General features: G+C 65.1%; 24 protein-coding genes. 21 read left to right on the top strand and 3 right to left on the bottom strand.

Translation table 11 applies throughout. The features are described from left to right. The first annotated feature begins 461 nt into the window (after window positions 1-461). From QD208_RS07230 to QD208_RS07220, 3 genes are read left to right on the top strand one after another with little or no spacing between them, the layout of a single operon-like run. Window positions 462-1,421 (top strand): RluA family pseudouridine synthase, encoded by a 960-nt coding sequence (locus QD208_RS07230; RefSeq protein ID WP_054555007.1) that lies wholly within the window; start codon window positions 462-464, stop codon window positions 1,419-1,421. Then, the gene (locus QD208_RS07225; protein WP_054555006.1) at window positions 1,414-2,100 is read left to right on the top strand and encodes an HAD-IA family hydrolase; all 687 of its coding nucleotides are present in this window, start codon (window positions 1,414-1,416) and stop codon (window positions 2,098-2,100) included. Before QD208_RS07230 ends, QD208_RS07225 begins: the two co-directional genes overlap by 8 nt. Before the next feature lie 34 nt (window positions 2,101-2,134). Beyond that, a complete protein-coding gene (locus QD208_RS07220; protein WP_279836369.1) occupies window positions 2,135-3,238 on the top strand; it encodes a S49 family peptidase in 1,104 nt (367 codons plus the stop codon). A gap of 87 nt (window positions 3,239-3,325) precedes the next feature. On the opposite strand, the gene QD208_RS07215 is transcribed toward QD208_RS07220, so the two are convergent. Beyond that, window positions 3,326-3,916, bottom strand: a complete 591-nt coding sequence (locus QD208_RS07215) for a nucleoside triphosphate pyrophosphatase (RefSeq protein WP_153635258.1) — start codon at window positions 3,914-3,916, stop codon at window positions 3,326-3,328. 258 nt (window positions 3,917-4,174) lie between these two features. Here QD208_RS07215 and QD208_RS07210 point away from each other — a divergent pair, with 258 nt between their 5' ends. The 16 genes from QD208_RS07210 to QD208_RS07135 all read left to right on the top strand — a co-directional run bounded on the left by QD208_RS07210 (window position 4,175) and on the right by QD208_RS07135 (window position 19,891). Next, a complete protein-coding gene (locus tag QD208_RS07210) occupies window positions 4,175-4,705 on the top strand; it encodes a YceD family protein (RefSeq protein WP_107335333.1) in 531 nt (176 codons plus the stop codon). Between the two features lie 33 nt (window positions 4,706-4,738). Continuing rightward, window positions 4,739-4,909 (top strand): 50S ribosomal protein L32, encoded by a 171-nt coding sequence (gene rpmF / locus QD208_RS07205; RefSeq protein ID WP_065392644.1) that lies wholly within the window; start codon window positions 4,739-4,741, stop codon window positions 4,907-4,909. A 29-nt stretch (window positions 4,910-4,938) separates the two neighbouring features. Continuing rightward, window positions 4,939-5,961, top strand: a complete 1,023-nt coding sequence (plsX, locus tag QD208_RS07200) for a phosphate acyltransferase PlsX (RefSeq protein WP_082388113.1) — start codon at window positions 4,939-4,941, stop codon at window positions 5,959-5,961. A 298-nt stretch (window positions 5,962-6,259) separates the two neighbouring features. Beyond that, window positions 6,260-7,222 (top strand): ACP S-malonyltransferase, encoded by a 963-nt coding sequence (gene fabD, locus QD208_RS07195; RefSeq protein WP_279836368.1) that lies wholly within the window; start codon window positions 6,260-6,262, stop codon window positions 7,220-7,222. Window positions 7,223-7,282: 60 nt separating this feature from the next. Next, complete coding sequence (gene fabG, locus QD208_RS07190) at window positions 7,283-8,026, top strand: 3-oxoacyl-ACP reductase FabG (protein ID WP_043331893.1); 744 nt, start codon at window positions 7,283-7,285, stop codon at window positions 8,024-8,026. 100 nt (window positions 8,027-8,126) lie between these two features. Continuing rightward, window positions 8,127-8,360: an acyl carrier protein gene (gene acpP / locus QD208_RS07185; protein ID WP_024950601.1), complete on the top strand. Its 234-nt coding sequence runs from the start codon at window positions 8,127-8,129 to the stop codon at window positions 8,358-8,360. Window positions 8,361-8,699: 339 nt separating this feature from the next. Beyond that, window positions 8,700-9,944: a beta-ketoacyl-ACP synthase II gene (fabF, locus tag QD208_RS07180; protein WP_043331892.1), complete on the top strand. Its 1,245-nt coding sequence runs from the start codon at window positions 8,700-8,702 to the stop codon at window positions 9,942-9,944. 118 nt (window positions 9,945-10,062) lie between these two features. Then, entirely contained in the window at window positions 10,063-10,971 is a 909-nt protein-coding gene (gene pabC / locus QD208_RS07175; RefSeq protein ID WP_279836367.1) for an aminodeoxychorismate lyase, read from the top strand. A 72-nt stretch (window positions 10,972-11,043) separates the two neighbouring features. Next, the gene (gene mltG, locus QD208_RS07170) at window positions 11,044-12,045 is read left to right on the top strand and encodes an endolytic transglycosylase MltG (RefSeq protein ID WP_199852376.1); all 1,002 of its coding nucleotides are present in this window, start codon (window positions 11,044-11,046) and stop codon (window positions 12,043-12,045) included. 99 nt (window positions 12,046-12,144) lie between these two features. Continuing rightward, complete coding sequence (tmk, locus tag QD208_RS07165; RefSeq protein ID WP_279836366.1) at window positions 12,145-12,894, top strand: dTMP kinase; 750 nt, start codon at window positions 12,145-12,147, stop codon at window positions 12,892-12,894. Further along, window positions 12,891-13,916 (top strand): DNA polymerase III subunit delta', encoded by a 1,026-nt coding sequence (locus tag QD208_RS07160; RefSeq protein ID WP_054555003.1) that lies wholly within the window; start codon window positions 12,891-12,893, stop codon window positions 13,914-13,916. The genes tmk and QD208_RS07160 overlap by 4 nt, the downstream gene beginning before the upstream one ends. Window positions 13,917-14,194: 278 nt before the next feature. Continuing rightward, the gene (locus QD208_RS07155) at window positions 14,195-14,545 is read left to right on the top strand and encodes a PilZ domain-containing protein (protein ID WP_043331891.1); all 351 of its coding nucleotides are present in this window, start codon (window positions 14,195-14,197) and stop codon (window positions 14,543-14,545) included. A 110-nt stretch (window positions 14,546-14,655) separates the two neighbouring features. Further along, window positions 14,656-15,489, top strand: coding sequence for a TatD family hydrolase (locus QD208_RS07150; protein WP_213113335.1), 834 nt, complete (start codon window positions 14,656-14,658; stop codon window positions 15,487-15,489). Between the two features lie 42 nt (window positions 15,490-15,531). Further along, the gene (locus QD208_RS07145; RefSeq protein ID WP_279836362.1) at window positions 15,532-16,176 is read left to right on the top strand and encodes a DUF1285 domain-containing protein; all 645 of its coding nucleotides are present in this window, start codon (window positions 15,532-15,534) and stop codon (window positions 16,174-16,176) included. Window positions 16,177-16,283: 107 nt separating this feature from the next. Continuing rightward, entirely contained in the window at window positions 16,284-18,818 is a 2,535-nt protein-coding gene (locus QD208_RS07140) for an ATP-dependent helicase (protein ID WP_279836360.1), read from the top strand. Between the two features lie 131 nt (window positions 18,819-18,949). Beyond that, window positions 18,950-19,891 carry a sulfurtransferase gene (locus QD208_RS07135; RefSeq protein WP_279836358.1) on the top strand — a complete coding sequence of 314 codons (942 nt, stop codon included), beginning with the start codon at window positions 18,950-18,952 and terminating at the stop codon, window positions 19,889-19,891. A gap of 130 nt (window positions 19,892-20,021) precedes the next feature. On the opposite strand, the gene QD208_RS07130 is transcribed toward QD208_RS07135, so the two are convergent. Both QD208_RS07130 and QD208_RS07125 read right to left on the bottom strand, forming a co-directional pair. Continuing rightward, a complete protein-coding gene (locus QD208_RS07130) occupies window positions 20,022-21,257 on the bottom strand; it encodes a dicarboxylate/amino acid:cation symporter (RefSeq protein WP_279836356.1) in 1,236 nt (411 codons plus the stop codon). A gap of 227 nt (window positions 21,258-21,484) precedes the next feature. Next, window positions 21,485-23,128, bottom strand: coding sequence for an electron transfer flavoprotein-ubiquinone oxidoreductase (locus QD208_RS07125; RefSeq protein ID WP_153635265.1), 1,644 nt, complete (start codon window positions 23,126-23,128; stop codon window positions 21,485-21,487). Window positions 23,129-23,721: 593 nt separating this feature from the next. On the opposite strand from QD208_RS07125, the gene QD208_RS07120 reads away from it, so the two are divergent. Both QD208_RS07120 and QD208_RS07115 read left to right on the top strand, forming a co-directional pair. After that, window positions 23,722-24,474 carry an electron transfer flavoprotein subunit beta/FixA family protein gene (locus QD208_RS07120; RefSeq protein WP_279836353.1) on the top strand — a complete coding sequence of 251 codons (753 nt, stop codon included), beginning with the start codon at window positions 23,722-23,724 and terminating at the stop codon, window positions 24,472-24,474. Continuing rightward, complete coding sequence (locus tag QD208_RS07115; RefSeq protein ID WP_043331885.1) at window positions 24,471-25,397, top strand: FAD-binding protein; 927 nt, start codon at window positions 24,471-24,473, stop codon at window positions 25,395-25,397. The genes QD208_RS07120 and QD208_RS07115 overlap by 4 nt, the downstream gene beginning before the upstream one ends. Window positions 25,398-25,434 lie beyond the last annotated feature (37 nt).

The following is a 25,434-nucleotide window of genomic DNA, read 5'->3' as shown; positions in this document are numbered from 1 at the left end:
TTGGCAGGTGCGATGCGCGGGACAGCACGCTACCGACAGGGTAGATGACAACAGGGTGCTTGCGTGACCTGCACGGTGCTGATGTCGGTGCGCGTTGCTTCATTGCGGCCATCTGACCCTCTCCGCCGGCGTGAAGCACCTTGTTGAAGTGCCGGGTGCGCCGTTTTTCCGGCCGCTGTGACAGGGCTGCGGAGACGATGATCGGGCATATAGAGAAGGCCCATCTCACTGCGCTCGAATATACCAGTAAAGGTATGTACCAGCAATTCAGCTGCCAGATCAAACGCTTCGCTACATCGTCCGAGATACGAGGCCCGGCGAGCCGCGAATGAGAGCGGCATATGGCACGATGATTCCCCATTGGTCGCATGACACCGTAGAATGACCGGTCTGAGTGCGCCCAGGCGCACGGCAACAAGATGAGCAGGCCGCGCGAAGGCGGGGCCGGAAAGGAGTGCGACATGGCCGAAGGCCAATCAGTCCAGTGGATCGAGGTTGCCCCGGAATTGGCCGGGCAGCGCATCGACAACTTTCTGCGTACCCGCCTCAAGGGCGCACCCAAGGCGTTGATCTATCGCATCGTGCGCAAGGGTGAAGTGCGCGTGAACAAGAAGCGTATCAAGGTCGATTACCGCCTGCAGGCGGGTGATCTGGTGCGGGTGCCGCCGCTGCGCCTCTCGCCGGAAGCCGCCGTGCAGGAAGTCAGTGACAACCTGCGCGAGGTACTGGCGGGCTGCATCGTGCGCGAGACGGATGACTTCATGGTCATCAACAAGCCCTCGGGGCTTGCCGTGCACGGCGGCAGCGGCGTCAAGATCGGCTTGATCGAGGCCATGCGCCAGATTCGCGCCGACCTGCCGTTCCTGGAGCTGGTGCATCGCCTGGACCGTGATACCTCCGGCTGCATTCTGCTGGCCAAGTCGCGGGCTGCGCTGTTGCAGCTCAATGCCGACCTCAAGGCCCACAAGATGACCAAGCTGTATCTGGCGCTGGTCGAGGGGCGCTGGGATTCACGTCGCGATTACGTCAATGCACCGCTGGAGCGCTATGACGGTGGCAATGGTGAGCGGCGGGTGCGCGTCGATGAGGCCGGCAAGACGGCCAGCACCCGCTACGCGGTGCGTGAGGCCTATCCGAGCATGACGCTGGTCGAGGCCGAGCCGATCACCGGGCGTACCCACCAGATCCGCGTGCACTCGGTGCATGCCGGGCACCCGCTGCTCGGCGATACCAAGTACGGTACCGAGCGCGGCAATGCCCTGGCGAAGAAGGTCGGGCTGGAACGCCTGTTCCTGCATGCCGCCCAGCTCAGCTTTCCTGATCCGATCGACGGGCGAACCGTCACCGTGCGCGCGCCGCTGGACAAGCGGATGAAGCGCGTTCTCGCCACTGCCAGAGAGCTGGGAGCTCGTCATGACTGATCTCACTGCAGGACTGCCACAACCGCGCTATCGCCTGGTCATCTTCGACTGGGATGGCACCCTGATGGATTCCGAGGCGCGTATCGTCGACTGCCTGCAGGCGGCCTCGTTGGCGACGGGCATGGGCGAGCTGCCTGCCCATGCGGCGCGCGACATCATCGGACTCGGGCTGCCCGAAGCCATGGAGCGCCTGTTCCCGGGGGCGACGGCCGAGCAGTGCGAGGCGCTGGTCGCGGCCTACAAGGCGCATTTCGTGGCGGTCGATACCACGCCGCTGGACTTCTTCCCCGGTGTCGAGGCCGGCATCCAGCGTCTGCGTCGCCATCCCGAGCAGCTGCTGGCCGTCGCGACGGGCAAGAGCCGCCGCGGGCTGGATCGCATGTTCACGGCCCATGATTGCGGTGACTGGTTCCATGCCTCGCGCACTGCGGACCTGACGCTGTCCAAGCCGCACCCTCGCATGCTCGAGGAGTTGCTGGCCGAGCTGAACGTTGAGGCGCATGAGGCGCTGATGGTCGGCGATACCGAATATGATCTGGAGATGGCGCGTGCCCTGGGCATGCACAGTGTCGGTGTCGACTACGGCGTACACAGTGTGCCGCGTCTTGAGGCCTGTGCGCCGCAGCGCATCGTCTCGCATTTCGATGAATTGATGGATTGGCTGTACGTGGCCAGGTAACGGCCGCGATCGCCCAGCACAGGAGCAGCAATCGATGAGTGACAGGCCGCAGGATCCCTGGCGTGAAGGCGCGGGTGGCAAGGACGAGAGCGAAGCGGGCTTGAGCGGGCCGGGCATGAGTGAGCAGGGCATGAGTGGACAGGGCGCGGCTGACGCCTCCGACCGTGAGGTGGACTGGCAGGCGCGCGAGCGTACCGCGCAGCTCGAGATGATGGACCGCTGGGTGCAGGGCGTGGTCACCGAGCAGCGTCGTTCGCGGCGCTGGAAGCTGTTCTTCCGCTTCCTGTTCGCGTTGCTGTTCATCGCCTCGATCGCGACCTCGGTGACTCTGTTCACGCTCGGCAGCCAGCCAGCGGCGCTGCCCGGCGAGCAGCATCTGGGCGTGGTGCGCGTGAAGGGCGTGATCGAAGCGGATGGCGAAGCCAATGCCGAGCGCATCATCAAGGGGCTGCGCGCGGCCTGGGAGTCACCGGCCTCCGTGGCGGTGGTGCTCGATATCAACTCGCCCGGTGGCAGCCCGGTGCAGTCCCAGCGCGTCTATGACGAGCTGATGCGGCTGCGCGAGCGGGGCGACAAGCCGGTGATCGCGGTGATTGAAGACCTGGGCGCCAGTGGTGCCTATTACATGGCGGCCGGCGCCGGCGAGATCATCGCGGCACCCTCGAGCCTGGTGGGCTCCATCGGCGTGATTTCCTCAAGCTTCGGGCTCAAGGGGCCGATGGAAAAGCTGGATATCGAGCGTCGCGTGTTCACGGCGGGAGACAACAAGGCGTTTCTTGATCCGTTCTCGGAAATCTCGCCGGACCAGCGTGCCTTCTGGCAGAGCGTGCTGGCCACGACGCACCAGCAGTTCATCGCGGCGGTCAAGGCTGGGCGCGGTGAGCGCCTCAAGGACGATCCCGAGCTGTTCTCGGGGCTGATCTGGACCGGCGAGCAGGCGCGGGGGCTGGGGCTGGTCGATCGTACCGGCACGCTGGAAGAGCTGGCGGCGGAGCTGACGCCAGAGGCGGAGCTGCACGATTACACGCCGCGTCAGGACCCCTTCGAGCGCTTCACGCGGCGCTTCGCCGGTGTGATGGTCAGTGCGATGGGGCTCGAGACGACGGTGTCGCCGGTCAGCTACCGCCTGCCCTGGTAGGCGAGCCAGGGCCGCAGCCCTCGTCGCTCAGGGCTGCGGTGTCTCTCGGGGGCGCGGTGCCTCTCAGGGTTAAGGTGTCTCTCAGAATCACGGCGCATCCAGCAGAGGGTCGACGCCTGCCTCGCGCAGCAGTTCGCACAGGCGAATCAGCGGCAGGCCGATCAGGCTGTTGGGATCACGCCCCTCGAGACGCTCGAAGAGCGTGATGCCCAGTCCTTCCATGCGGAAACTGCCGGCGCTGTCGAGGGGGCGTTCACGCTCGACGTAGCGTTCGATCTCGGCGCTGGTCAGGGAGCGGAAGACGACCTCGTAGTCTTCATGGCAGACCCAGTGACGCGCGGATTGGGTGTCGATCAGCGCCAGGCCGGTCACGAAGCGCACGCGACGCCCGGAGAAGCGCGCCAGCTGGGCGCGTGCGGCTGACAGATCCGCCGGCTTGCCCAGTATCTCGCCCTCGAAGACGGCGACCTGATCGCTGCCGATGATCAGGTGGTGGGAGTAGGCATCCGCCACGACGTTGGCCTTGCCGAGTGCCAGACGATGGACCAGTGTCTCGGCACTTTCTGCGCGCCGCGGCGTCTCATCGATACTGGGGGCTGTCCAGGTGAAGGGCAGCCCGAGGCGTTCAAGCAGTTCACGACGCCAGCGTGAGCTGGACGCCAGGACCAGTGGAGTCATCATGGCTCTCCCGTCGGGGCGCGTTGCGGGCATTGGCTGGGCGGCGCGCGGCAAGTATTTGAAAAACAAGGGCTGCAGGATGCCGTAAATCCTCTCGGCATTGAAGCGTCAGGCGCGTACAATCGCGCGCTGGACGTGTAGCCCAGTGTCAGTTGTCGCATATCGACGTGAAAGCGTGATGGTGAGGGGGCTGGCAAAAGCAACAAGTTGCTCATGCATTTTGACACCGGGAGGGGGAATCCCTATTATGGCGCGCCTATGTTGACCACAAGACTGCCGACCAAGGTCGAGCCCTACCGGCTGGCGTCAGCGGGTAAACGCCTTGAAGGCGTGATTCCACTGGCGAACATGCCCCGTGTTGTTGAGGCCATCGGTGCTCAGGAAGGGGACGTCAGCGTCTCCATGACCTTTGACATCGACACTCAACGTCGCAGCTTCATCGAAGGCTCCATCGCCTTCGAGGCAAGTCTGCTATGTCAGCGTTGTCTGGGACCCACCGAGCCGGAGCCGCTTTCCAGCGAGTTCCTGTTGGGTCTGGTGACCAGCGATGCGCTGGCGGCGCAGCTGCCCGGTGAGTACGAGCCGGTAGTGGTGGAAAACGAACAGCTGGATCTCCTGACAGTGATCGAGGATGAAGTGCTCCTGGTCCTGCCGCAGGTGGTCTACCACGAGGAGGCCGATTGTGCCGTCTCTCGCGACCAGCTGGCCAGCGGTGTGGAACCCGAGGCCTCGGACGCACCCGCTGTGAATCCATTCAGTGTGCTTCGCACCCTGAAGGACAAGCACTGAACTCAATTTGTCGACAAGATTGGAGTAATTCCCATGGCAGTTCAGCAGAACCGCAAAACTCGTTCCAAGCGTGGCATGCGTCGTAGCCACGATGCCCTGACTGCACCGACCCTGTCCCAGGACAAGGAAACCGGTACAGTTCACCTGCGTCACCACGTCTCTGCCGACGGTTTCTACCGTGGCCGCAAAGTCGTTGATGCATAAGGCATTGATGCAGCGCGCGGCGTAACGCCGTGCGTATCGCCATCGATACGATGGGCGGGGACTTCGGTCCCCGCGCTACGTTACGGGGCACGGCCAGTGCGCTGTTGCGAGACTCGCAACTCAGCGCCATCCTGGTCGGCCCGCAGCATCTACTGGATGCCGAGTTAGACTCCCTCCCTGCTTCACTCTCTCGTGTTCGTGATCGCCTTCAGACACTCGCTGTCGACGGCATTGTCGCGTCTGATGCTCGCCCGTCCCGCGTCCTGCGCAGCCGCGAGCCCAGCAGCATGTCTCAGGCCCTGGGCCTGGTGGCGAAGGGTCAGGCGGATGCCTGTGTCAGTGCCGGCAATACCGGCGCCTTGATGGCGCTGGGCATGCGCGAAGTGGGAAGAGTGAAAGGGGTGGAGCGACCTGCCATCTGTGCCGCGGTGCCCACGCGCGGCGCGCGCGCCTGCAGCCTGCTGGATCTCGGCGCCAACGTCGATGTCGCACCGCACCATCTGCTGGCGTTCGCCCGTATGGGCGCGATGCGCAGTCGCCTCATCGACGCGGTCGAGCGTCCACGAGTGGGGCTGCTCAACGTGGGGGTCGAGTCGGTCAAGGGGACTGCACAGGTGCAGGAAGCGCACGCCCTGTTGGCTGGCAGCGAGTCGGATTTCGACTACCTTGGCTTTGTCGAGGGCGGCGACCTCTTCTCCGGCAAGGTAGATGTGGTGGTCTGTGACGGCTTCGTCGGCAATGTCGTGCTCAAGAGCAGTGAAGGGCTTGCGCAGATGCTGTCGGCACAGCTGGGGGCGACCCTGGCGGCCAGCTGGCGCACGCGCCTGATGGCCTGGCTGGCGCGCCCGGCGCTGACGCGACTCTCGCGTGAACTGGACCCGGTGCGCTACAACGGCGCCAGCCTGCTGGGCCTGGCGAGCGTGGTGGTGAAGAGCCACGGCGGCGCGGCGGCGGAAGGCTTTGCCTTTGCCGTCACGCGCGCGGCCAGCGAGGCTCGCGAGCAGTTGCCCTCGCGCCTGGCGCAGGCCCTGGAAGGCACATACTCACGCTGAATGAGTAAATTGGTCTGATTTGTTCCTGTTGGGGTCGAGCTTCGGCGCACACGGTGCGACAATGCCAGCGCTTCGCGGCCGGGCGGTGAAGGCGGACGGGAATCAGGGGTAGGCAGCTCCCACAGGAAGCCCCACAGGAAGCCCCGCAGGACGGCAGCATGACGTAAATGACAGGAAGCAGGCTTTCCCCTGGCAGAAGCGTGAGACACGACAGTGGTCGTCTCGCTTGCGAGCCAGTGGAAATCGGGTTTCTTGACCCGTGTCAGTCCCACCTGAACAGATGGAAATGGTGACAGCAATGACAGATTCCCTGGCCCTCATCTTCCCGGGACAGGGCTCCCAGCAGGTCGGCATGCTGCGGGAGCTGGCGGAGCGCTATAGCGTGGTCCGCACTACCTTCGAGGAAGCCTCTGACGCGCTGGGGCGCGATCTCTGGCACCTGACACAGGAAGGCCCGGCGGAGGAGCTCAATCGTACCGAGCTGACCCAGCCGGCGCTTCTGACCGCCAGTGTCGCCATCTGGCGCGTCTGGCAGGAGCTGGAAGGCCCGCGCCCGGCGCGCATGGCCGGTCACTCCTTGGGTGAATACAGCGCCATGGTCTGCGCTGGCGTGATCGGTTTCGCCGAGGGCGTCAAGCTGGTCAATCTGCGCGGCGAAGCCATGCAGACTGCCGTGCCGCAGGGCCAGGGCGCGATGGCGGCCATTCTCGGTCTCGAGAATGCCCAGGTCGAAGCCGCCTGTGCCAGTGCGGCACAGGGTGAAGTGGTCGCGGCAGTCAACTACAATGCGCCGGGACAGGTCGTCATCGCCGGTGGCACCGCTGCCGTCGAGCGTGCCATCGCGGCATGTCAGGAGGCGGGTGCCAAGCGCGCCATGCCGCTGCCGGTGTCGGTACCGTCGCATTGTGATCTGATGCGTCCGGCGGCCGACAAGCTGGCCGAGGCGATGAATGCCATCGATTTCCGTGCGCCGCGCTACACCGTCATCCAGAATGTGGATGCCAAGGCCCATGACGATATCGAGACACTGCGTCAGCGTCTGATCGAGCAGCTCTATCAGCCGGTGCGCTGGACCGATTGCGTCAATGCCATGTTCGACAGTGGCGCACGCAGCTTCATCGAATGCGGCCCGGGCAAGGTGTTGACCGGCCTTGGCAAGCGCATTCAGCGTCAGGCACGTGGCCTGGCCGTGAATGATCCGGATAGCCTGGAAGCGGCGCTGGAACTTGCCCGCGAGACCGCTGCCGAACAGAATCAGTAAGCTCGTGGCTGGCCCATCTGGCCGGCCATGTGACTTGGATCAGCCAACTCAGGACTCAAGATGACGAGCGAACGCAGAATCGCACTGGTGACCGGTGCCAGTCGTGGCATCGGCCAAGCCATCTCCCGTGAACTCGGCCGTCAGGGCCGTATCGTGATCGGTACTGCCACCAGCGAGAAAGGGGCAGCGGCCATCGGCGCTGACCTCGAGGCGCACGGTATCGAAGGCGCGGGCATGCTGCTCAACGTCACCGATCAGGCCAGCGTCGACGCCGTGCTCAAGGAAATCGGCGAGCGTTTCGGCGCCCCGACCATCCTGGTCAACAATGCCGGCATCACGCGTGACAACCTGTTGATGCGCTTGAAGGAAGACGATTGGGACGCGGTGCTCGACACCAATCTCAAGTCGGTCTTCCGTGTCAGCAAGAGCTGTCTGCGCGGCATGACCAAGGCGCGCTTCGGCCGCATCGTCAACATCTCGTCCGTGGTCGCGACCATGGGCAACCTCGGTCAGGTCAACTATGCTGCCGCCAAGGCAGGCATGGAAGGCTTTGCCCGCTCGCTGGCGCGCGAAGTCGCGTCACGCAATATTACCGTCAACTCAGTGGCGCCGGGCTTCATTGCTACTGACATGACTGAAGCATTGCCGGAAGCGCAGCACGAAGCGTTGCTCGGCAACATCCCGCTGGCGCGCCTTGGCCAGCCGGAAGAGATTGCTGCGGCAGTCGGCTTCCTGACCAGTGATGCAGCAGGCTACATTACCGGTGAGACGTTGCAGGTGAACGGTGGCATGAACATGCGCTGAACCCCACGCAGGGACGTGGTTGCGTCCTTTTGGGGTGGCCTATAAACTACGCCCAGCTTTTTCGAGCTGCGGATTCCGTACCACTAGGAGTGATTGTTAAATGAGCACCATTGAAGAACGCGTCAAGAAGGTTGTGGCTGAGCGCCTGAACGCCAAAGAAGAAGAAATCCAGAACTCTTCCTCTTTCACTGAAGACCTGGGCGCCGATTCCCTGGACACCGTCGAGCTGGTGATGGCTCTTGAAGAGGAATTCGATACTGAAATTCCTGACGAAGAAGCAGAGAAGATCACCACCGTGCAGGAAGCTATCGATTACATCGTCAACCACCAGTAAGGTGTGTTGAAGCGATCACGGAGCAACCTGTTGCTCATGGTCGTGATGCAATTGTCTGTACGTTCAAGAGCCGCACTGTTCCTCAGTGCGGCTCTTGTCGTTCAGGGATGTGCTGCGCAATGCCGCGCCGACAGGGCGCGCATTGCCTGGTGGTAGGCGGCGGGCTTCGTGACAAATGTCCCCTTGTGGCAAGTGTCGGAATTCCTTCGTGAAAGTGGCCAGAAAAGCGCTTGAAAACCGACTGCCCACGCATGGCCAGGTTTCTGTATAATGCGCTCAATTACCGTCCGGGCGTCCATGGCCCTGGCGTGCCAATTCGATAGTTTTGGAGGAGACACGATGCCTCGCAGAAGGGTAGTGGTAACAGGTCTTGGCCTGGTAACCCCGGTCGGGAATACCGTCGAGGAAAGCTGGAGCAACATCAAGGCGGGCAAGAGTGGCATCGCGGCCATCGAGCATTTCGATGTCAGCGGTTTCAATACCCGTTTCGGTGGCTCCATCAAGGACTTCGATGTGGGTCAGTACCTGAACCCGAAAGAGGCCCGCAAGATGGACCTCTTCATCCAATACGGTATTGCGGCGGCCCACCAGGCCATCACCGACTCCGGCATTGAATGCACCGAAGACAACGCCGAGCGCATCGGTGTCGCCATCGGTTCCGGTATCGGCGGCCTGCCGATGATCGAGCACAACCACAAGGCGCTGGAGAAGGGCGGTGCACGTCGCATCTCGCCGTTCTTCGTGCCGGGCTCCATCATCAACATGATCTCCGGCAATCTGGCGATCCAGTTCGGTTATCGTGGTCCGAACATCGCGATCACCACCGCCTGTACCACCGGGACGCACAACATCGGTTACAGCGCACGTACCATCGCCTATGGCGATGCCGACGTGATGGTGGCCGGTGGTGCCGAGATGGCGACCACGCCGCTGGGCCTGGGTGGCTTCTCCGCAGCGCGTGCGCTGTCGACCCGCAACGATGATCCGCAGGCGGCCAGCCGTCCGTGGGACCGCGACCGCGATGGCTTCGTGCTGTCCGACGGCGCCGGTGTCGTCGTGCTGGAAGAGTACGAGCACGCCAAGGCGCGTGGCGCGACCATCTACGCCGAGGTGCTCGGGTTCGGCATGTCCGACGACGCTCACCACATGACGGCGCCGCCCGAAGACGGCCGTGGTGCGGCCGCCGCGATGCGCAACGCCATCCGTGACGCCAAGCTCGAGCCGAGCCAGATCGACTACATCAATGCCCACGGCACCTCCACCAATGCCGGCGACAAGGCCGAAAGCCTCGCCGTCGAGTCGGTGCTGGGTGACGCGGCACGTGATGTGGCGGTCAGCTCCACCAAATCGATGATCGGTCACCTGCTGGGCGCTGCCGGTGCGGTCGAGGCCGTGTTCTGCGTGCTGGCGATGCGTGACCAGATCGCGCCGCCGACCATCAACCTGGACAACCCGGCCGAGGGCTGCAATCTCGATTACGTGCCGAACGTCGCACGTGACATGAAGATCGAGTACACCCTGTCCAACTCGTTCGGCTTCGGTGGCACCAACGGCTCGCTGGTGTTCGGCAAGCTCAAGGACTGATCACACGCTTTCGTGTTCTCTCTCCTCAGACGCGCTCCCATCCGGGGGCGCGTTTGTCTGTGGGGCGTCACCTGCTTTGCGTGTCGTGTCCGCAACCGTTCTCTGGAGGGCTGTATCGATGACGACTGATGCCTCTGGCAGCAAGAGCTCAGATGGCCGGGCCTCTGATGAAAGGAGCGCTGACGACAAGCGTGCTCTTGCGGCGCTCGCCGCCGATCTGCCCAGTGATGACCGTGGCCTCGCCTATGGCGAGGGCGTGTTCGAGACGATTCTGGTGCGTGAGGGCCAGCCGCAGCTGTGGTCCTGGCACGAGGCGCGCCTGACGCGCGGTTGTCAGCGTCTGGGAATTGCGGCGCCTTCGTCAGCTGAGCTGGCGGGCTGTCTGGCGGTCTGCCAGGGCGAGGGGCTTGAAGTGCTCAAGCTGATCGTCACCGGCGGCTCCGGCGGGCGGGGCTACAGGGCACCTGAGTCACCGGAGACGCGCTTGCGGGCACGCGCGACGCCTTTTGCGGTCAATCAGCAGGCGCGGCGTGGCATCACGGCGCGGGTCTGTGAGTTACGTGTGGCCGAGCAACCGGCACTGGCGGGGCTCAAGCACCTCAATCGGCTCGAGAACGTGCTGGCGCGCCGCGAGTGGAGCGACACGGCCATCAGCGAGGGCCTGTTGCTCAATGCGCAGGGCGAGCTGATCGAGGCCACCAGCATGAATCTGGCCTGGTATCGTGACGGGCGCTGGTTCACGCCGTGTCTTGATCGTGCCGGGGTCGAGGGCACGCTGCTGGCGGCGCTTGAGGCCGAGATGGCGCTTGAGGCCGAGATGGCGTTCGAGCGAGTGCGTGAGGGGCTTGAGTCACTCGCGTGGGCCGAGCAGGTCGTCGTCATGAATTCCGTGCAGGGCGTCTGGCCGCTGCGCACCCTGCTCAAGCCCGATGGCGCGATTCTGGCTGAGTGGAAGGGTGAGGCGCATCCGGCGCTGGACGAGTTGAATCACACTGTCGCGCGCTTGCTGGGCGAGCCCGCGAACTGACGGAAGACGACGAGCGTCAGCAGGCATGCCTGTGCGGTCGTCGCCTTCGCCATGAAGACTGGAAACCTGATTATGCGAGTGTTCAAGATCCTCCTGATGCTGGTAGTGCTGGCCGTGGCTGCGGGTGTGGTGGGCTTTCGTTATTGGCAGGCGCAGTTGCTGTCACCGTTGGCGATCGAGAAGGAACAGCTGTTCGAGGTGCCCAAGGGCGCCAGTCTGACCAGGGTGGTGAGCGAGCTCGAGTCACAGGGCATCATCGAGGCGAGCTGGCCGTACAAGGTGTGGTCGCGCCTCGAGCCTGAGGCCGTCAATGGCCTGCGCGCCGGTGAATTCCGTCTCACGCCGGGCTTGAACGGTCGTGAACTGGTGGCGCTGCTGTCCAGTGACGATGTGGTCAGCTATACCTTGACCGTGCCGGAGGGCTGGACCTTCGCCCAGATGCGCACTGCCATGGATGCCTCGCCCAAGCTTGAGCACACGACTCGCGACATGAGCGATGAAGAGTTGATGGCGGCCGTCGGTGCCGAGGGCGAGAAGCCGGAAGGGCGCTTCTTCCCGGACACCTACCGCTATCACAAGGGCGTCAGCGACCTCTCGCTCTACAAGCAGGCCTATAGCCGCATGAGCAAGACGCTGGAGGAAGTCTGGGCCGGGCGTGACGACGACCTGCCGATCACCAGCGCCTACGAGGCGCTGATCATGGCGTCACTGATCGAGCGCGAGACCGGCGCGCCGGAAGAGCGCGACGAGATCGCCGGCGTCTTCAAGCGTCGCATGGAGCGTGGCATGCGCCTGCAGACCGACCCGACCGTCATCTATGGCCTGGGCAAGGACTATGATGGTTCGCTGTCGCGTGCCGATCTGCGCAAGCCGACGCCCTGGAATACCTACGTGATCACCGGCCTGCCGCCGACGCCGATCGCGATGCCCGGGCGCGCCGCGCTGGAAGCGGCGGTGCACCCCAAGGAAGGCGATACCTACTACTTCGTCGCCAAGGGTGAGGGCAAGCATCACTTCTCGCGCACGCTGCGCGAGCACAACAATGCCGTGCGCCGTTATATTCTCAATCGGTAATGCGTGGCGAATGAGCTGAAACCCGTGTGGCGAACAGGGTCTGCCATGCTGCACGGGGCTTTCGTCGCGAGTCATCTGCTGTCTGAATCAGGAAACATCATGTCTTCACGTCCGAGCGCATCAAGCACGACGTCTTCTCGCCACGCCGCCAGCGCGGCGGCCACCCAGGCTTCGCGCGGTGGTCGCTTCATCACGCTGGAAGGCGGTGAAGGCGTCGGCAAGAGCACCAATGTCGCCTTCGTGGTCGCCGAGCTCGAGGCGCATGGCCTCGAGGTCGTGCGCACGCGTGAGCCGGGTGGCAGCGAGCGAGCGGAAGCCATTCGCCAGTTGCTGCTGGACCCGGCGCCGGCCGAGTCGCTGAGTGATGATGCCGAACTGCTGTTGATGTTCGCCTCGCGTGCCCAGCATCTGGCCGCGACCATTCGTCCGGCGCTGGCGCGCGGTGCCTGGGTGGTGTGCGATCGTTTCACCGACGCGACCTTTGCCTACCAGGGCGGTGGCCGCAACCTGCCGCTGGCCGATATCTCGGCGCTGGAATCCCTGGTGCAGAAAGGCTTGCAGCCGGACCTGACCCTGCTGCTGGACATGCCGGTCGAGGCGGCACGTGGCCGTCTGGCCGCTCGCCGCGCCGAGACCGGTGAAGGCGCCGACCGCATCGAGCAGGAAGCCGAGCAGTTCTTCGAGGCGGTGCGTGTCGGCTATCACATGCGTCGTGATGCCGACCCCGAGCGCTTTGCCACCATCGACGCCGGTCAGTCGCTCGAGGCCGTGCAGGCCGATATCGCGGCGGTACTGGCGGCTCGCGTGGCGGCCTGGCAGGCGAACACTGCCACGGATGAGCAGCCATGAGTGCTTCAGACGTCAGCAGTGGTGTCACGCTTTCGAGCTTCTCACCGCTGCCGTGGCAGCATTCGCTGTGGCAACACTTCACCGCGGTACACGACAACGGTCGCCTGCCGCATGCGGTGATGCTCAGCGGGCCATCGGGGCTTGGCAAGCATGAGCTGGCCGATGCGATGATCGCCCGCGTGCTGTGTCGCACCGCCCAGGGCAAGCCCGGCGCGGCGGCCTGTGGTGAATGTCATGGCTGTCATATGCTGGCGGCCGGGCATCACCCTGATCTGATGGCGGTCGCGCCGCAGGATGTCGGCAAGATGATCCGCATCGACCCGATCCGTGAGGTCAATCGCTTCGTCTCCCAGACGGCCCAGCAGGGCGGCTACCGCGTCATCCGGCTGCAACCGGCGGAGTCGATGAACATCGCCTCGGCCAACGCCTTGCTCAAGAGCCTCGAGGAACCCGGCGCCAATACGCTGTTCATTCTGCTCAGCGACATGCCGTCACGGGTGCTGCCGACCATCCGCTCGCGCTGTCAGCAATGGCCGCTGGTGATTCCGCCGGCCGAAGAGAGCCTGCCGTGGCTCACGCAGCAGCTGGGCGAGGATGCTCAGGCCCTGCTGCGCATGGCGGGCGGACTGCCGCAGCTGGCGGTGCGTCTTGGCGAGGCGGAGCAGCGCCAGCTGCGTCAGGCCTTGCGCGAGCTGTTCGATGCGCTGGTGCGCGGTGGTGAGCCGGTGGCCGAGGCGTGGCGACTGGAGCGCCAACCGCTTGCGCAGGTGCTGTGGTACGGTATTGCCTGGCTGGAAGACCTGATTCGCATGGGCCTGTCCGGCAACGCCAGCGACCTGCGTGACCCCAGTCTCGAGCCGCTGCTGAGACAGGCGGTCAAGAACGGGCGCACCCAGGACTGGTTCAAGCTGCTGGATTTCGCCCGCGAGCAGCGCCGTCTGCTGGCCGCGGGCGGCAATCCCAACCCTCAGCTGGTGCTGGAAGCCTGGCTGGTGCGTTGGGCCGCCTTGCTGCGCTCCTGAATGCGCAGCTGGCTTTTTCTGGCGTGATGGCCCGAGTGAAGGTCTGAGCGAAGAGCTGAGGAAGGGTCTGAGCAAAGGTCCGCGTGGAAAGCCACGAGGCTGCGCGAGGCAAGGCGGGCAGGCTAGACTGAAGCCAGCCAGGCCGCTTGCTCGTCTTGCGTCAGATGACAGCAGGCAATGGCCGAAGAATACGCATTGATACGCAGCGTGAGCCCTCATGTGAGCGCTGACGCTCGTCACGGGACTGCATGTGCCGGGAGACCGGCCGGAGGTGAAGGATGGATACCGCTCCACAGCAAGGCCAGAAGGCGCTCTCGCTGACCATTCGTGATCAGAAGACCCTGTTGGCCGCCTACATGTCGACCCTCGTGCGCGGTGGCATCTTCGTGCCGACCACCGAGCGCTACACCATGGGCCAGGAGGTCTATCTGCTGCTGACCCTGCCTGAGGAATCCGAGCGCATTCCGGTCACCGGGCGCGTGGTATGGATTTCCCCGCAGGGCGTCAGTGGCCGGCGCACTGCCGGGATCGGCATCCACTTCAGTGAAGAGGACCGCCAGGTGCGTGATCATATCGAGAACCACCTGGCCGGCATGCTCGGCAAGGGTCACGCGACCTATACGCTGTAGCGCGAGCGCAGCGTCGCTTCATCATCTCGACCGGCAGTGCCATGGGCGCCCGCCGGTCGAGCACGTTTTTCGCCGCGCAGCGCGTGGCCATCAGTAGTGAGAGTTTCCGGATGTTTGTCGATTCGCATTGCCACCTTGATCGTCTGAAACTGGAAGAGCACGGCGGCAGCCTCGAGGCCGTGCTGGACGCCGCGCGCGCCCGTCACGTGCACCAGTTCCTCGCCATTGCCGTCACGCTCGACGATGTGCCCGAGATCTCGGCCATCGCCCAGCAGCATGAGGATGTGGTGATTTCCGCCGGTGTGCATCCGCTGCACCAGGTCGACCCGGAACCCACGGTCGAGGACATCAAGAAGTGCGCCGAGCGCTTCGGCGCGGTGGCCATCGGCGAGACCGGCCTCGACTATCACTACGAGAGCGTCAGCCGCGAGCTGCAGTACGAGCGCTTCACGCGTCATCTGATCGCCGCGCGTGAGCTCGAGCTGCCGGTGATCATCCATACCCGTGAGGCGCGCGAAGACACCCTGGCGTTGATCAAGCAGCACACGGACCCCGCTGTCGGTGGCGTGCTGCACTGCTTCACCGAAGATCTCGACATGGCGCGCGTCGCGGTGGGCCACGGCTTCATGGTCTCCATCTCCGGTATCGTCACCTTCCGTAACGCCGAACACGTCCGCGAGCTGGCGCGCGCCATCCCGCTGGACCGCCTGCTGATCGAGACCGACAGCCCCTATCTGGCGCCGGTGCCGTACCGTGGCACCTCCAATGTGCCGGGCAATGTGGTCGAGGTCGCCGAATGCATCGCCGCCGAGCGCGGCATCACCGTCGATGAACTGGCGATGCAGACCACTGCCAACTTCTATCGCCTGTTCCGCGCTGCCGCGCCGGAAGCGCCGGACAACGTTCGCGAAGCGCTGGCCAGCAGCGGTATGCTCATCGATTGAGCGTGGTACCCCGCATGATCTGACCACCAGGGAGGGAACGTCATGAATCCAGCCGCCATCCTCACCCAGCTGGGCGACAAGGCCACCAGCGGCAAGGCATTGCCGCCGGTGGATCAATGGCACCCGGCGCATTGTGGCGAGATGGACCTCGTCATCTGTGCTGATGGGCGCTGGATGCACGAGGGCACGCCCATCGGCCGTGCGCGGCTGGTGCACATGCTGTCGCGTGTCCTGCGCTGCGAGCCCGATGGCAGCTACTGCCTGGTCACGCCAGCGGAGAAGGTCACCATCCAGGTCGAGGATCGCCCCTTCCTGGCGGTGGACTGCTCCCGCGTCGAGAGCGATTCTGCGCCGGCTGAGCTTGGAGAGGCAGAGCCCGGGCAGACAGAGTCCGGGCAATCCGAGCCCCAGCCGGACGTCTGGCAGCTGGTCACCGATCAGGGCGATGTCGTGCGACTGGAAGGGGAGACCTGCCTGATGCTGAGCGAGACGCCGGACGGCCTGTGGCTACCGGAAGTGCCGGTGCGCTTCGGGCTTGCCGCGCGGCTGCACCGCAATCTCTACTATCGGCTGCTCGAGAGCGCCGAGACGCATGAGCAGGACGACGGCAGCCTGACACTTGGCTTCATGAGCGGCGGGCGCTTCCAGATTCTGGGACAGCTGGCGGCCGATGAGGTCGAGGTCTGAACCTGTCTGAGCCTTTTTTGAGCCTGCCGCCTTCTGCTCTCTCTTCCGTATGCCCCTCGCGTTCTGCTTCGCCCCTTTTCTCTCGCCGTCAGCCATTGCAGGTCTTCATGTCGTCACCACTTCCTCCCATCGAGCCCGACAGCACCGCAACCTCCGGGCCAGATGTTGCAGCATCGCCACTGGCGCTGGCCGTCGATCAGCTGACGCAACGGCTGACGGATCAGCAGCGCGCCGTGGTGGCGCATCGTGGGAGGCATGCGCGGGTAGCGGCGGTGGCGGGCTCCGGCAAGACCACCACGCTGGTGGCGCGGGTGCTGAGCCTGCTGGCGGAAGGCATTCCGGCGCAGCGGATTCTGGTGCTGATGTTCAACCGCTCGGCGCGTGAGGACTTCGTCGCCAAGCTGGCGCAGTCGGCCCCGCCGGGCACACGGCTGCCCGACATCCGCACCTTCCACTCCATCGGCCATCGCCTGACCACCACTCTGGTGCGCTGGGGCAGCCTCGAGCCGCGCGAACTCATCCAGCAGGACTGGGCGCTGGAGCGTCTGCTCAAGCAGGCCGCCCAGCGTGCGCTGGGCGATGCCGATCGCGCCGATCGTGAGGCAGCGCTCGAGGGCGAGCGCCTCGAAGCGCTCGCCCAGTTCTGTGATCTGGTCAAGGCCGAGATGTGCGAGCCGACGCTGCTGTATGAGCGCATGAACCTCGGCGAGCACACCGGCCACTTCGTCGAGTCCTTCGCCCAGCTTGAGCAGCTGCTCGAGCAGTACGGCCAGATGACCTATGCCGATCTGCTCTACCGGCCGCTGCGCCAGCTGGAGAAGGAGCCCGAGACCCGCGCGCGCATCCAGGGGCATCTCCAGCACGTCATCATCGATGAATATCAGGACATCAATGAGGCGCAGCAGCGTATGCTGGCGCTGCTGGCGGGCGCACCGTCCGGCGGCGAGTCGTCGCCCGGCGAAGCGTCGCCCGCAGCCTCCGGCGCCTTGGCAGAAGTCATGGCCGTGGGGGATGCCAACCAGTGCATCTACGAGTGGCGTGGCGCTCGGCCTGACTACATGCTGACGCGCTTTGCCGAGAGCTTTGCCGCGCCACTGGATTTCCCGCTCAGCTACACCTTCCGCCACGGCCATCGTCTGGCGCTGGCGGCCAATCACGCCATCGCTGCCAATGCGCGCCGTCCGGACCAGCTGTGTCTGGCCGCGCCCGGCACGCCGGCGACGCGCTTGTTCGAAGGCCAGGGCGCCGCCAGTCTGGTCGCGGCGCTCACGGCCTGGCGAGAGTCGGGTCGCAGTGGCGCCGAGGCCGCCGTGCTGGTGCGCAGCTGGGCGCTGTCGGTACCGGTGCAGTTGCAGCTGCTCAAGGCCGGCATTCCCTTCCGGCTGGGGCAGGGGGATCGCTTCGTGTTCCGCCTGCCGCTGGTGCAGGCGCTGGCCGGCTATCTGGAGCTGGCGCGTGATGCCACGCGTCTGCGCGACCCAGCGCACCTGCTGCTGCTATTCACCCAGCCCACCGCCTTCGTCGCGCGCGAGCGCCTCGAACGCCTGTGTCAGCAGCTGGCCGACAGCCAGCGCTGGCCACGCAAGGAAGACCCTATTCTCGAGGGGCTCAAGCCGCTGCAACGCCGCAACCTGCACAAGCGCTGGAAGCTGTTGTGCGATCTGCCCTCGCTGGGCGATTGGGCGCCCGCGCGGCTGCTGCGCCATGTGGTCGATGAGCTGGAGGCCGACAAGGTGCTGCGCCGCGCCGCGGCCCGGCGTGACAAGGGCGAGGAGGACGTGCGCCTGCTGGATGTGCTGATCGAGCAGGCAGGGGAGCTGGCCAATGACCCCGACGCCTTCATCAACCTGCTGCGCAATCCGGTCGAGGACGCCGCCGACGGCGTGCTGATCACCACGGTGCACGGGGCCAAGGGGCTGGAGTGGCCGCTGGTGGGGCTGTGGGGCATGAACGAGGAAGACTTCCCGGCCTACTCGCGTGACAATCCGCTGTCGCCGGAGCGTCTCGAGGAGGAGCGTCGTCTGTGCTACGTCGGCGTGACGCGTGCCCGCGAGCAGCTGCACCTGTGGCGTGACGGCGGCACACATACGCCAAGCCGCTTCCTCGCGGAGCTGTGCGTGGAGGACTGCACCCGCCTCGGTGACTGGATTCACGGTGCCGGCAAGCGCGCCAAGCTCGCCCGTCTGCAGGCCGACGACGGCGATGAGGCCGCCCGCGAGTCAACGGATGGAAGCGACGAGCGCCTGCGTGTGGCGGCGCCGGCACTTGGCGAGGCCTATCTGGCGCGGCTGCCACTGGCGCGTCACGGCATCACGCCGCCGACGCTGGAAGCGCTGCCGAAGAAGGCCGCCAAGTCCCCGGGCAAGCCGGCCAGCAAGTCGGCTGCGCAAGGCCAGTCCAGCTCGGGCGGCACCTATGCTCGCGGCGCTCGACAGGGCAATCGCACTCCACGCGGCGAGCCGGCGGTGCTGCGACGCGTCGGTGATTGGGAAGTCGGTCAGCGCTTGCGTCACGAGAGCTTCGGGGAGGGGGTGATCGAAGAGGTCTCCGGCAATGAGGCCAATCCGCTGATCGAGGTGCGCTTCGCCGATGGCAACAAGCGCCGCCTGATCGCCACGCGTGCCCCGCTGACAGCCTTGTGACCCTTGTGTCCCTTGTGCCCCTTGTAACAATGGACTTGAGACTCGGGCGACAAGGCCGCGCGATTGCCAAGCCTTGCGCCGAGCACCATCATGCCTCCAGTGCATCTTCGTCTGCCCGAAAAGGAGTTCCCATGGCTCAGTATCCTGATCCTGCCGCATTGGCGGCAGCCTCCGTCTCCGCCTCATCGCTGTTGGTGCCGGACCAGCGCCAGGCGCCCCTGATCGATGCCAGTCAGCTGGTGACCCAGCTGGCGATGGCGGGTCTCAAGTCGCCCGTGGTGCTGGATTGCCGTGCACGTCTCGACGATGGGGAAGCCGGCGAGCGCCTGTGGCGTGAAGGCCATCTGCCGGGGGCCATCCATGTCGATATGGACCGCGATCTGTCGGCCGCCGTGCGCGAGGACGGCGTGGGCGGGCGGCATCCACTGCCGTCACATCAGGCGACGGCCGAGCTGTTCCGCCGCCTCGGCATCACGCCCGAGCAGCAGGTGGTGGTCTATGACGACATGGGCGGACAGATGGCGGCGGCGCGGCTGTGGTGGATGCTGACCTGGGCCGGGCACCCGGATGTGCGCTTACTGGATGGCGGCATCCAGGCCTGGAATCAGGCCATGGGCGAGCTCAAGCGTGCGCCTGCCCAACCGGTGAGTCCTACACCCAGCGACTGGCAGCCGAGCTTTGATGACAGCCTGCTGGTCAGCGCCCAGGAGGTGGCCGCCACGGATGACAGCTTGCTGGATGCCCGCGGCGAGGCGCGTTTTCGCGGTGAGCAGGAGCCGGTCGATCCGGTGGCAGGCCATATCCCCGGCGCATTCTGCCGGCCGACCCCCAGCAATCTGGAAGCCAATGGCCGCTTCAAGGACCGCATGAGCCTGATGCGTGAGCTGCGCAGCCTGTTGCCGGCGCAGGGTGAGGTGATCGCCTATTGCGGTTCCGGTATCAGTGCCTGCCAGAACATCCTGGCCTTCGCGATCGCGGGGCTGCCGCTGCCGCGCCTGTATGCCGGCTCCTGGAGCGACTGGATCAGTGATCCCGAGCGCCCGGTCGCCACCGGAGAGGCCAGCGAGAAGTAGCCGCACGCGCCAGTGCGATGACGGCTCCACAAATGACAACGCCCGCCAGAGAAACCTCTGGCGGGCGTTGTCGTCTGTGGGGCGCTTTGCCTGACTCTTTGCGTGCGTGCGTGCGTGCGTGCGTGCGTACTTACGCTTGTGTCTTGGGCTCCACGGCGGGCTTGCGCGAATCGAAGCGTTCCAGCAGGGCGGCGTTGGCGCAGTTGCCCATCACGTTGAGGGCGGTGCGCAGGCCATCGGTGAAGCGGTCCACCCCGGCGACCACGGCCACACCTTCCAGCGGCAGACCTGCCGCGCCCAGCACGGTGGTCATCGCGACCAGCCCCGCTCCCGGCACGCCAGCCGTCGAGAAGCTGACCAGCAGGCCGGTGGTGAACACGGTGATCACCAGCGAGGTGGTGACATCGATGCCGAACAGCTGCGCCACGAACAGCGCATTGAAGCCCTGCAGCACGGCGGCGCCGTCACGCTTGAGGGCCGTGCCGAAGGGCAGCGCGAAGCTGGCCAGGGATTCATTCATGCCGTAGTCGCGGGCATTGCCCAGCGCCAGCGGCAGGGTCGCGCCGGAACTTGCGGTACCGAAGGCGAAGCCCAGGCTCTGGCCGAAGTGGCGCACGAAGGCCAGCGGGCGGGCGCCGGTGACGGCCAGCAACACCAGATAAAGCAGTGCCATCAGCGCCAGCGCGATGATCAGGCCGATCACGTACATGCCCAGGCGCATCAGCAGGTCCAGCCCCTGGGTGGCGATCACCGAGGTGATCAGCGCGAAGACCCCCACCGGCGCCAGCTTGAGCACGAAGGACAGCACCTTGAGGCTGACGGTGTAACCGCTCTCGATCACCCGATGCAGCGGCGCGCTTTCTTCCGGCAGAGCGCGCATCGCCAGCCCGATCAGGGCGGCCGCGAAGATGACCTGCAGCAGGCCGCCGCCACCCAGCGCGGTGAAGGGGTTGTTGGGCACCAGACCCACCAGCCACTGGGCAATGCTGTCGGCGTTGCGACCTTCAGGTGCTGAATCCACCAGGCTCTCGGCGCCGCTGCCCGGCGTCAGCCAATGCGCGACCAGCATGCCCAGCGTCAGTGCCACGGCGCTGGTGACCACGTAACTGCCCAGCAGGCGCCCGGCATGGCGACCGACGTCGGCGCCGCCTTCGCGGTTGGTCAGGCTCATGATCAGGGCGCCGAACACCATCGGCACCACCACGAATTGCAGCAGGCGCAGGAAGATCTGGCCCACCGGCGTCAGCAGGTGGCTGTCGAGCCAGGCGACGCTGCCCTCGGGCAGAGCGCCTGCCCCGGCGTTCAGGGCAAGGCCGCTGAGAATGCCCAGCCCCAGGGCGAGCAGTATCTGGCGTGTGACGGACATGGTGGCTCCGAAGCGATGGCGTGAGTCTGAATTCGAGGGAGGCTAATGTGCTACCGAGAAGCTGTTATATCAACAATCGCTTTGAGATTGTTTTGGAATAACACAAGAAGCACTTACGGGGCGCAAGGCTTCCGCGCCTGCGGCGCTGAGGAATGAGGAGGGGCAGACACGACAACGCCGCCACGGCAGAGCCGCGGCGGCGTTGTCAGCTGGCGGGCAGCAGGGGCTTACATGTTGGGGTAGTTGGGGCCACCGCCGCCTTCCGGCGCGACCCAGGTGATGTTCTGTGCCGGGTCCTTGATGTCACAGGTCTTGCAGTGCACGCAGTTCTGGAAGTTGATCTGGAACTGCGGCTCACCGGCCTCCTCGACGATCTCGTAGACACCGGCCGGGCAGTAGCGCTGGGCGGGCTCGGCGTAGCGCGGCAGGTTGTCACGCACCGGCAGCTCCGGGTCGGACAGGCGCAGGTGACACGGCTGGTCTTCCTCGTGATTGGTGTTGGAGAGGAACACCGAGGACAGCTTGTCGAAGGACAGCTTGCCGTCCGGCTTGGGGTACTCGATCTTGGTGCACTCAGCCGCCGGGCGCATGCGCGCGTAATCCGGCGTGGTGTCATGCAGGGTCGGCAGGCGGCCGCCCGTCAGCTGGTCGAGGAAGTTGTAGGCGCCACCCAGGAAGGTGCCGTACTTGTGCATGGCCGGGCCGAAGCTGCGCGAGGCGTCCAGCTCCTCATAGGCCCAGCTGTCCTTGAAGCGCTTGCCGAAGTCGACCAGGTCTTCACCGCCTTCGTCGCCGCCCTTGATGGCGTCGAACACGCTTTCCGCCGCCAGCATGCCGGACTTCATCGCGGTGTGCAGACCCTTGATCTTGGCGAAGTTGAGGGTGCCGGCATCACAGCCGATCAGCAGACCGCCCGGGAAGCTCATCTTGGGCAGGCAGTTGAGGCCGCCCTTGGCGATGGCGCGCGCACCGTAGGAGACCCGCTTGCCGCCCTCGAGATGGCGGGCCAGGGTCGGGTGCTGCTTCATGCGCTGGAATTCATCGAAGGGCGACAGGTACGGATTGTCGTAAGCGAGATCGACGATCAGGCCCACCACCACCTGCTGGTCATCGGTGTGATAGAGGAAGAAGCCGCCTTCGGCGTTGCCCTTGAGCGGCCAGCCGCTGCCATGCACCACCAGTCCCGGCTGGTGCTGTTCGGCGGGCACATCCCACAGCTCCTTCAAGCCGATGCCGTAGTGCTGGGCATCCGCTTCGCTGTCGAGGGAGAAACGCGAGATCAACTGCTTGCCCAGGTGGCCACGGCAGCCCTCGGCGAACAGGGTGTACTTGCCGCGCAGCTCCATGCCCGGCATGTGGCCGTCCTTTTCGCTGCCATCGGCGGCCACGCCCATGTCACCGACCACGATGCCGCGCACCGTGCCATCTTCACCATGCAGCACTTCCTGGGCGGCGAACCCCGGGAAGATCTCGACGCCCAGCTCCTCGGCCTGCTCGCCTAGCCAGCGCGTCAGGTTGCCGGCGCTGATGATGTAATTGCCGTCGTTGTGCATGGTCCTGGGGACCAGAGCATTGGGGATGACCTGCGCTTTCTGGTCATCCTTGAGCAGCACGACCTCGTCACGGGTGACGGCCGTCTTGAGCGGTGCGCCGCGTTCGGCCCAGTCGGGGAACAGCTCGGTCAGTGCACGCGGTTCGAGCACGGCGCCGGACAGGATGTGCGCGCCGACTTCAGAACCTTTCTCGACCACGCAGACCGTCAGCTCCTTCTCGGCCGCATTGGCCTGCTGCATCAGTCGGCAGGCCGCCGCCAGGCCGGAAGGGCCGGCACCGACGATGACCACGTCGAAATCCATGAATTCGCGTTCCATGACCCGTCTCCTCAATCTTTGCGCCGTCAGGGCCCCGCGGATCCGGCGGGGCGGGCGTGTCACGAACGACCATGGCCGTTCGCTGGGCAGTGGACCTCCGACGTGGCGTGCGTCAGGGCACGACTCGTCGGAGTGAAAATAGGGGTGCGACTCACGCTGGTACGCCATGTTCTGCACGGACGATCGGCCGCTCGACACAAGGCGCTGGCGCGAAGCAGCCGCATAGCATGCCGCAACAGTAGCATTTAAAACGACCGTTTGTTTATTATGCTTGGGTCTGACGTAATAGCCACCGGGGGCGTTGCAGGAAATCGCCCGATGGGTTTCACGCTCGGGCGTGTTGAGAGTGATTGTCAGGTTTGACCCCGGCAACCAATTCTGCGCAAGATGCCCGCATGAGAATGGCGGCGCCCGGACAGTGAAAACCACGCCGGTCTGGCTGACTTCATCCGTCGGGTGCCAGCGGATATCGTGGCGAGACACTTGTCATCACGGTCATCTGTGGAAGATATTCACCTATCAAACGCTTGCATGAATCGAGCGCTGGCGGCCTCACGGTCACTGGTACTCCATGAGAAATCAGCGAGGACACCATGAAAGTACTCGTCGCGGTGAAACGCGTCATCGATTACAACGTCAAGATTCGCGTCAAGGCTGACCAGTCTGACGTCGATCTGACCAACGTCAAGATGGCCATGAACCCCTTCTGCGAGATCGCCGTGGAAGAAGCGGTGCGCCTGAAGGAAAAGGGCGTGGCGACCGAAGTCGTGGCCGTCACCATCGGCCCGAAGGCCGCCCAGGAACAGCTGCGTACCGCGCTGGCGCTGGGTGCCGATCGCGCCGTGCAGGTGATGACCGATGACGCCGTCGACTCGCTGGCCGTGGCCAAGCTGCTGGCCAAGGTGGTCGAGGAAGAGCAGCCCGGTTTGGTGATTCTCGGCAAGCAGTCCATCGATGCCGACAACAACCAGACTGGCCAGATGCTGGCGGCACTCACCGGCATGGGGCAGGGTACCTTCGCCTCCGAGGTGGTGGTCGATGGCGAGAGCGTCAACGTCACCCGCGAGATCGATGGCGGCCTGCAGACCGTCAAGCTGGACCTGCCGGCGGTGGTCACTACTGACCTGCGCCTCAACGAGCCGCGCTACGCCAAGCTGCCGGACATCATGAAGGCCAAGAAGAAGCCGCTGGACGTCAAGACGCCGGAAGAGCTGGGTGTCTCCACGGCCTCCAAGGTGTCGCTGGTCAAGGTCACGCCGCCGGCCGAGCGTCAGGGCGGCATCAAGGTCGGCTCCGTCGATGAGCTGGTGGACAAACTCAAGAACGAAGCAAAGGTGATCTCATGAGCATTCTCGTCATTGCCGATCATCATGATGGCCAGCTGACCAGCAGCACCGCGAGTGTCGTGGCAGCCGCAACCGCCATCGGTGGCGATATCGACGTGCTGGTCGCCGGTGAGGGCGTAGGCGCCGTCGCCGAGCAGGCCGCCAGGCTTGCCGGTATCGCGCGTGTGCGTGTCGCCGACAATGCCGTCTACGCCCATCAGCTGGCCGAGAACCTGTCGGCACTGGTCGTGGCGTTGGCCGATGACTACAGCCACGTGCTGTCCAGCGCCTCGACCACCGCCAAGAACTTCATGCCGCGTGTCGCGGCACTGAAGGACGTGGCGCAGATCTCCGAGATCATCGCCGTCGAGAGCGCCGATACCTTCCAGCGCCCGATCTACGCCGGCAACGCCATCGCCACCGTCAAGAGCGACGATGTGCTCAAGGTCATCACCGTGCGTGCCACCGGCTTCGATCCGGTCGCGCTCGACGGACAGGCGGCCATCGAGGCCGTGGATGTGGTCGAGGATGCCGGTGTCTCGAGCTTCGTCGAGGAAACCCTGGCCGAAAGCGAGCGCCCTGAGCTTGGCTCCGCCAAGGTGGTGATCTCCGGTGGCCGCGGCATGGGCAACGGTGAGAACTTCGCGCTGCTCAACGGTATCGCCGACAAGCTGGGCGCCGCCATCGGTGCCTCACGCGCTGCCGTCGACGCCGGCTTCGTGCCCAACGACATGCAGGTCGGCCAGACCGGCAAGATCGTCGCGCCGGATCTCTACATCGCCGTCGGCATCTCCGGGGCGATCCAGCACCTGGCGGGCATGAAGGACTCCAAGGTCATCGTCGCGATCAACAAGGACGACGAAGCGCCGATCTTCCAGGTCGCGGATTACGGCCTGGTCGGGGATCTGTTCGAGGTGCTGCCGGAGCTGGAAGGCAAGCTCTGAGCAGCGCCCCGCAAGGCTGAGGCCGAGACACCGCAAG

Origin of the sequence: Cobetia sp. 29-18-1 (assembly GCF_029846405.1) — a bacterium.
Classification (GTDB): domain Bacteria; phylum Pseudomonadota; class Gammaproteobacteria; order Pseudomonadales; family Halomonadaceae; genus Cobetia; species Cobetia amphilecti.
This window is presented reverse-complemented; position numbering and strand designations above follow the sequence as displayed.

Excerpts from the sequence above, each read along its gene's own strand:
- QD208_RS07230 (WP_054555007.1), top strand. The coding sequence starts at position 462 with ATGGCCGAAGGCCAATCAGTCCAGTGGATCGAGGTTGCCCCGGAATTG.
- QD208_RS07225 (WP_054555006.1), top strand. The coding sequence starts at position 1,414 with ATGACTGATCTCACTGCAGGACTGCCACAACCGCGCTATCGCCTGGTC.
- QD208_RS07220 (WP_279836369.1), top strand. The coding sequence starts at position 2,135 with ATGAGTGACAGGCCGCAGGATCCCTGGCGTGAAGGCGCGGGTGGCAAG.
- QD208_RS07215 (WP_153635258.1), bottom strand. The coding sequence starts at position 3,916 with ATGACTCCACTGGTCCTGGCGTCCAGCTCACGCTGGCGTCGTGAACTG.
- QD208_RS07210 (WP_107335333.1), top strand. The coding sequence starts at position 4,175 with ATGTTGACCACAAGACTGCCGACCAAGGTCGAGCCCTACCGGCTGGCG.
- rpmF (WP_065392644.1), top strand. The coding sequence starts at position 4,739 with ATGGCAGTTCAGCAGAACCGCAAAACTCGTTCCAAGCGTGGCATGCGT.
- fabD (WP_279836368.1), top strand. The coding sequence starts at position 6,260 with ATGACAGATTCCCTGGCCCTCATCTTCCCGGGACAGGGCTCCCAGCAG.
- fabG (WP_043331893.1), top strand. The coding sequence starts at position 7,283 with ATGACGAGCGAACGCAGAATCGCACTGGTGACCGGTGCCAGTCGTGGC.
- acpP (WP_024950601.1), top strand. The coding sequence starts at position 8,127 with ATGAGCACCATTGAAGAACGCGTCAAGAAGGTTGTGGCTGAGCGCCTG.
- fabF (WP_043331892.1), top strand. The coding sequence starts at position 8,700 with ATGCCTCGCAGAAGGGTAGTGGTAACAGGTCTTGGCCTGGTAACCCCG.
- pabC (WP_279836367.1), top strand. The coding sequence starts at position 10,063 with ATGACGACTGATGCCTCTGGCAGCAAGAGCTCAGATGGCCGGGCCTCT.
- mltG (WP_199852376.1), top strand. The coding sequence starts at position 11,044 with ATGCGAGTGTTCAAGATCCTCCTGATGCTGGTAGTGCTGGCCGTGGCT.
- tmk (WP_279836366.1), top strand. The coding sequence starts at position 12,145 with ATGTCTTCACGTCCGAGCGCATCAAGCACGACGTCTTCTCGCCACGCC.
- QD208_RS07160 (WP_054555003.1), top strand. The coding sequence starts at position 12,891 with ATGAGTGCTTCAGACGTCAGCAGTGGTGTCACGCTTTCGAGCTTCTCA.
- QD208_RS07155 (WP_043331891.1), top strand. The coding sequence starts at position 14,195 with ATGGATACCGCTCCACAGCAAGGCCAGAAGGCGCTCTCGCTGACCATT.
- QD208_RS07150 (WP_213113335.1), top strand. The coding sequence starts at position 14,656 with ATGTTTGTCGATTCGCATTGCCACCTTGATCGTCTGAAACTGGAAGAG.
- QD208_RS07145 (WP_279836362.1), top strand. The coding sequence starts at position 15,532 with ATGAATCCAGCCGCCATCCTCACCCAGCTGGGCGACAAGGCCACCAGC.
- QD208_RS07140 (WP_279836360.1), top strand. The coding sequence starts at position 16,284 with ATGTCGTCACCACTTCCTCCCATCGAGCCCGACAGCACCGCAACCTCC.
- QD208_RS07135 (WP_279836358.1), top strand. The coding sequence starts at position 18,950 with ATGGCTCAGTATCCTGATCCTGCCGCATTGGCGGCAGCCTCCGTCTCC.
- QD208_RS07130 (WP_279836356.1), bottom strand. The coding sequence starts at position 21,257 with ATGTCCGTCACACGCCAGATACTGCTCGCCCTGGGGCTGGGCATTCTC.
- QD208_RS07125 (WP_153635265.1), bottom strand. The coding sequence starts at position 23,128 with ATGGAACGCGAATTCATGGATTTCGACGTGGTCATCGTCGGTGCCGGC.
- QD208_RS07120 (WP_279836353.1), top strand. The coding sequence starts at position 23,722 with ATGAAAGTACTCGTCGCGGTGAAACGCGTCATCGATTACAACGTCAAG.
- QD208_RS07115 (WP_043331885.1), top strand. The coding sequence starts at position 24,471 with ATGAGCATTCTCGTCATTGCCGATCATCATGATGGCCAGCTGACCAGC.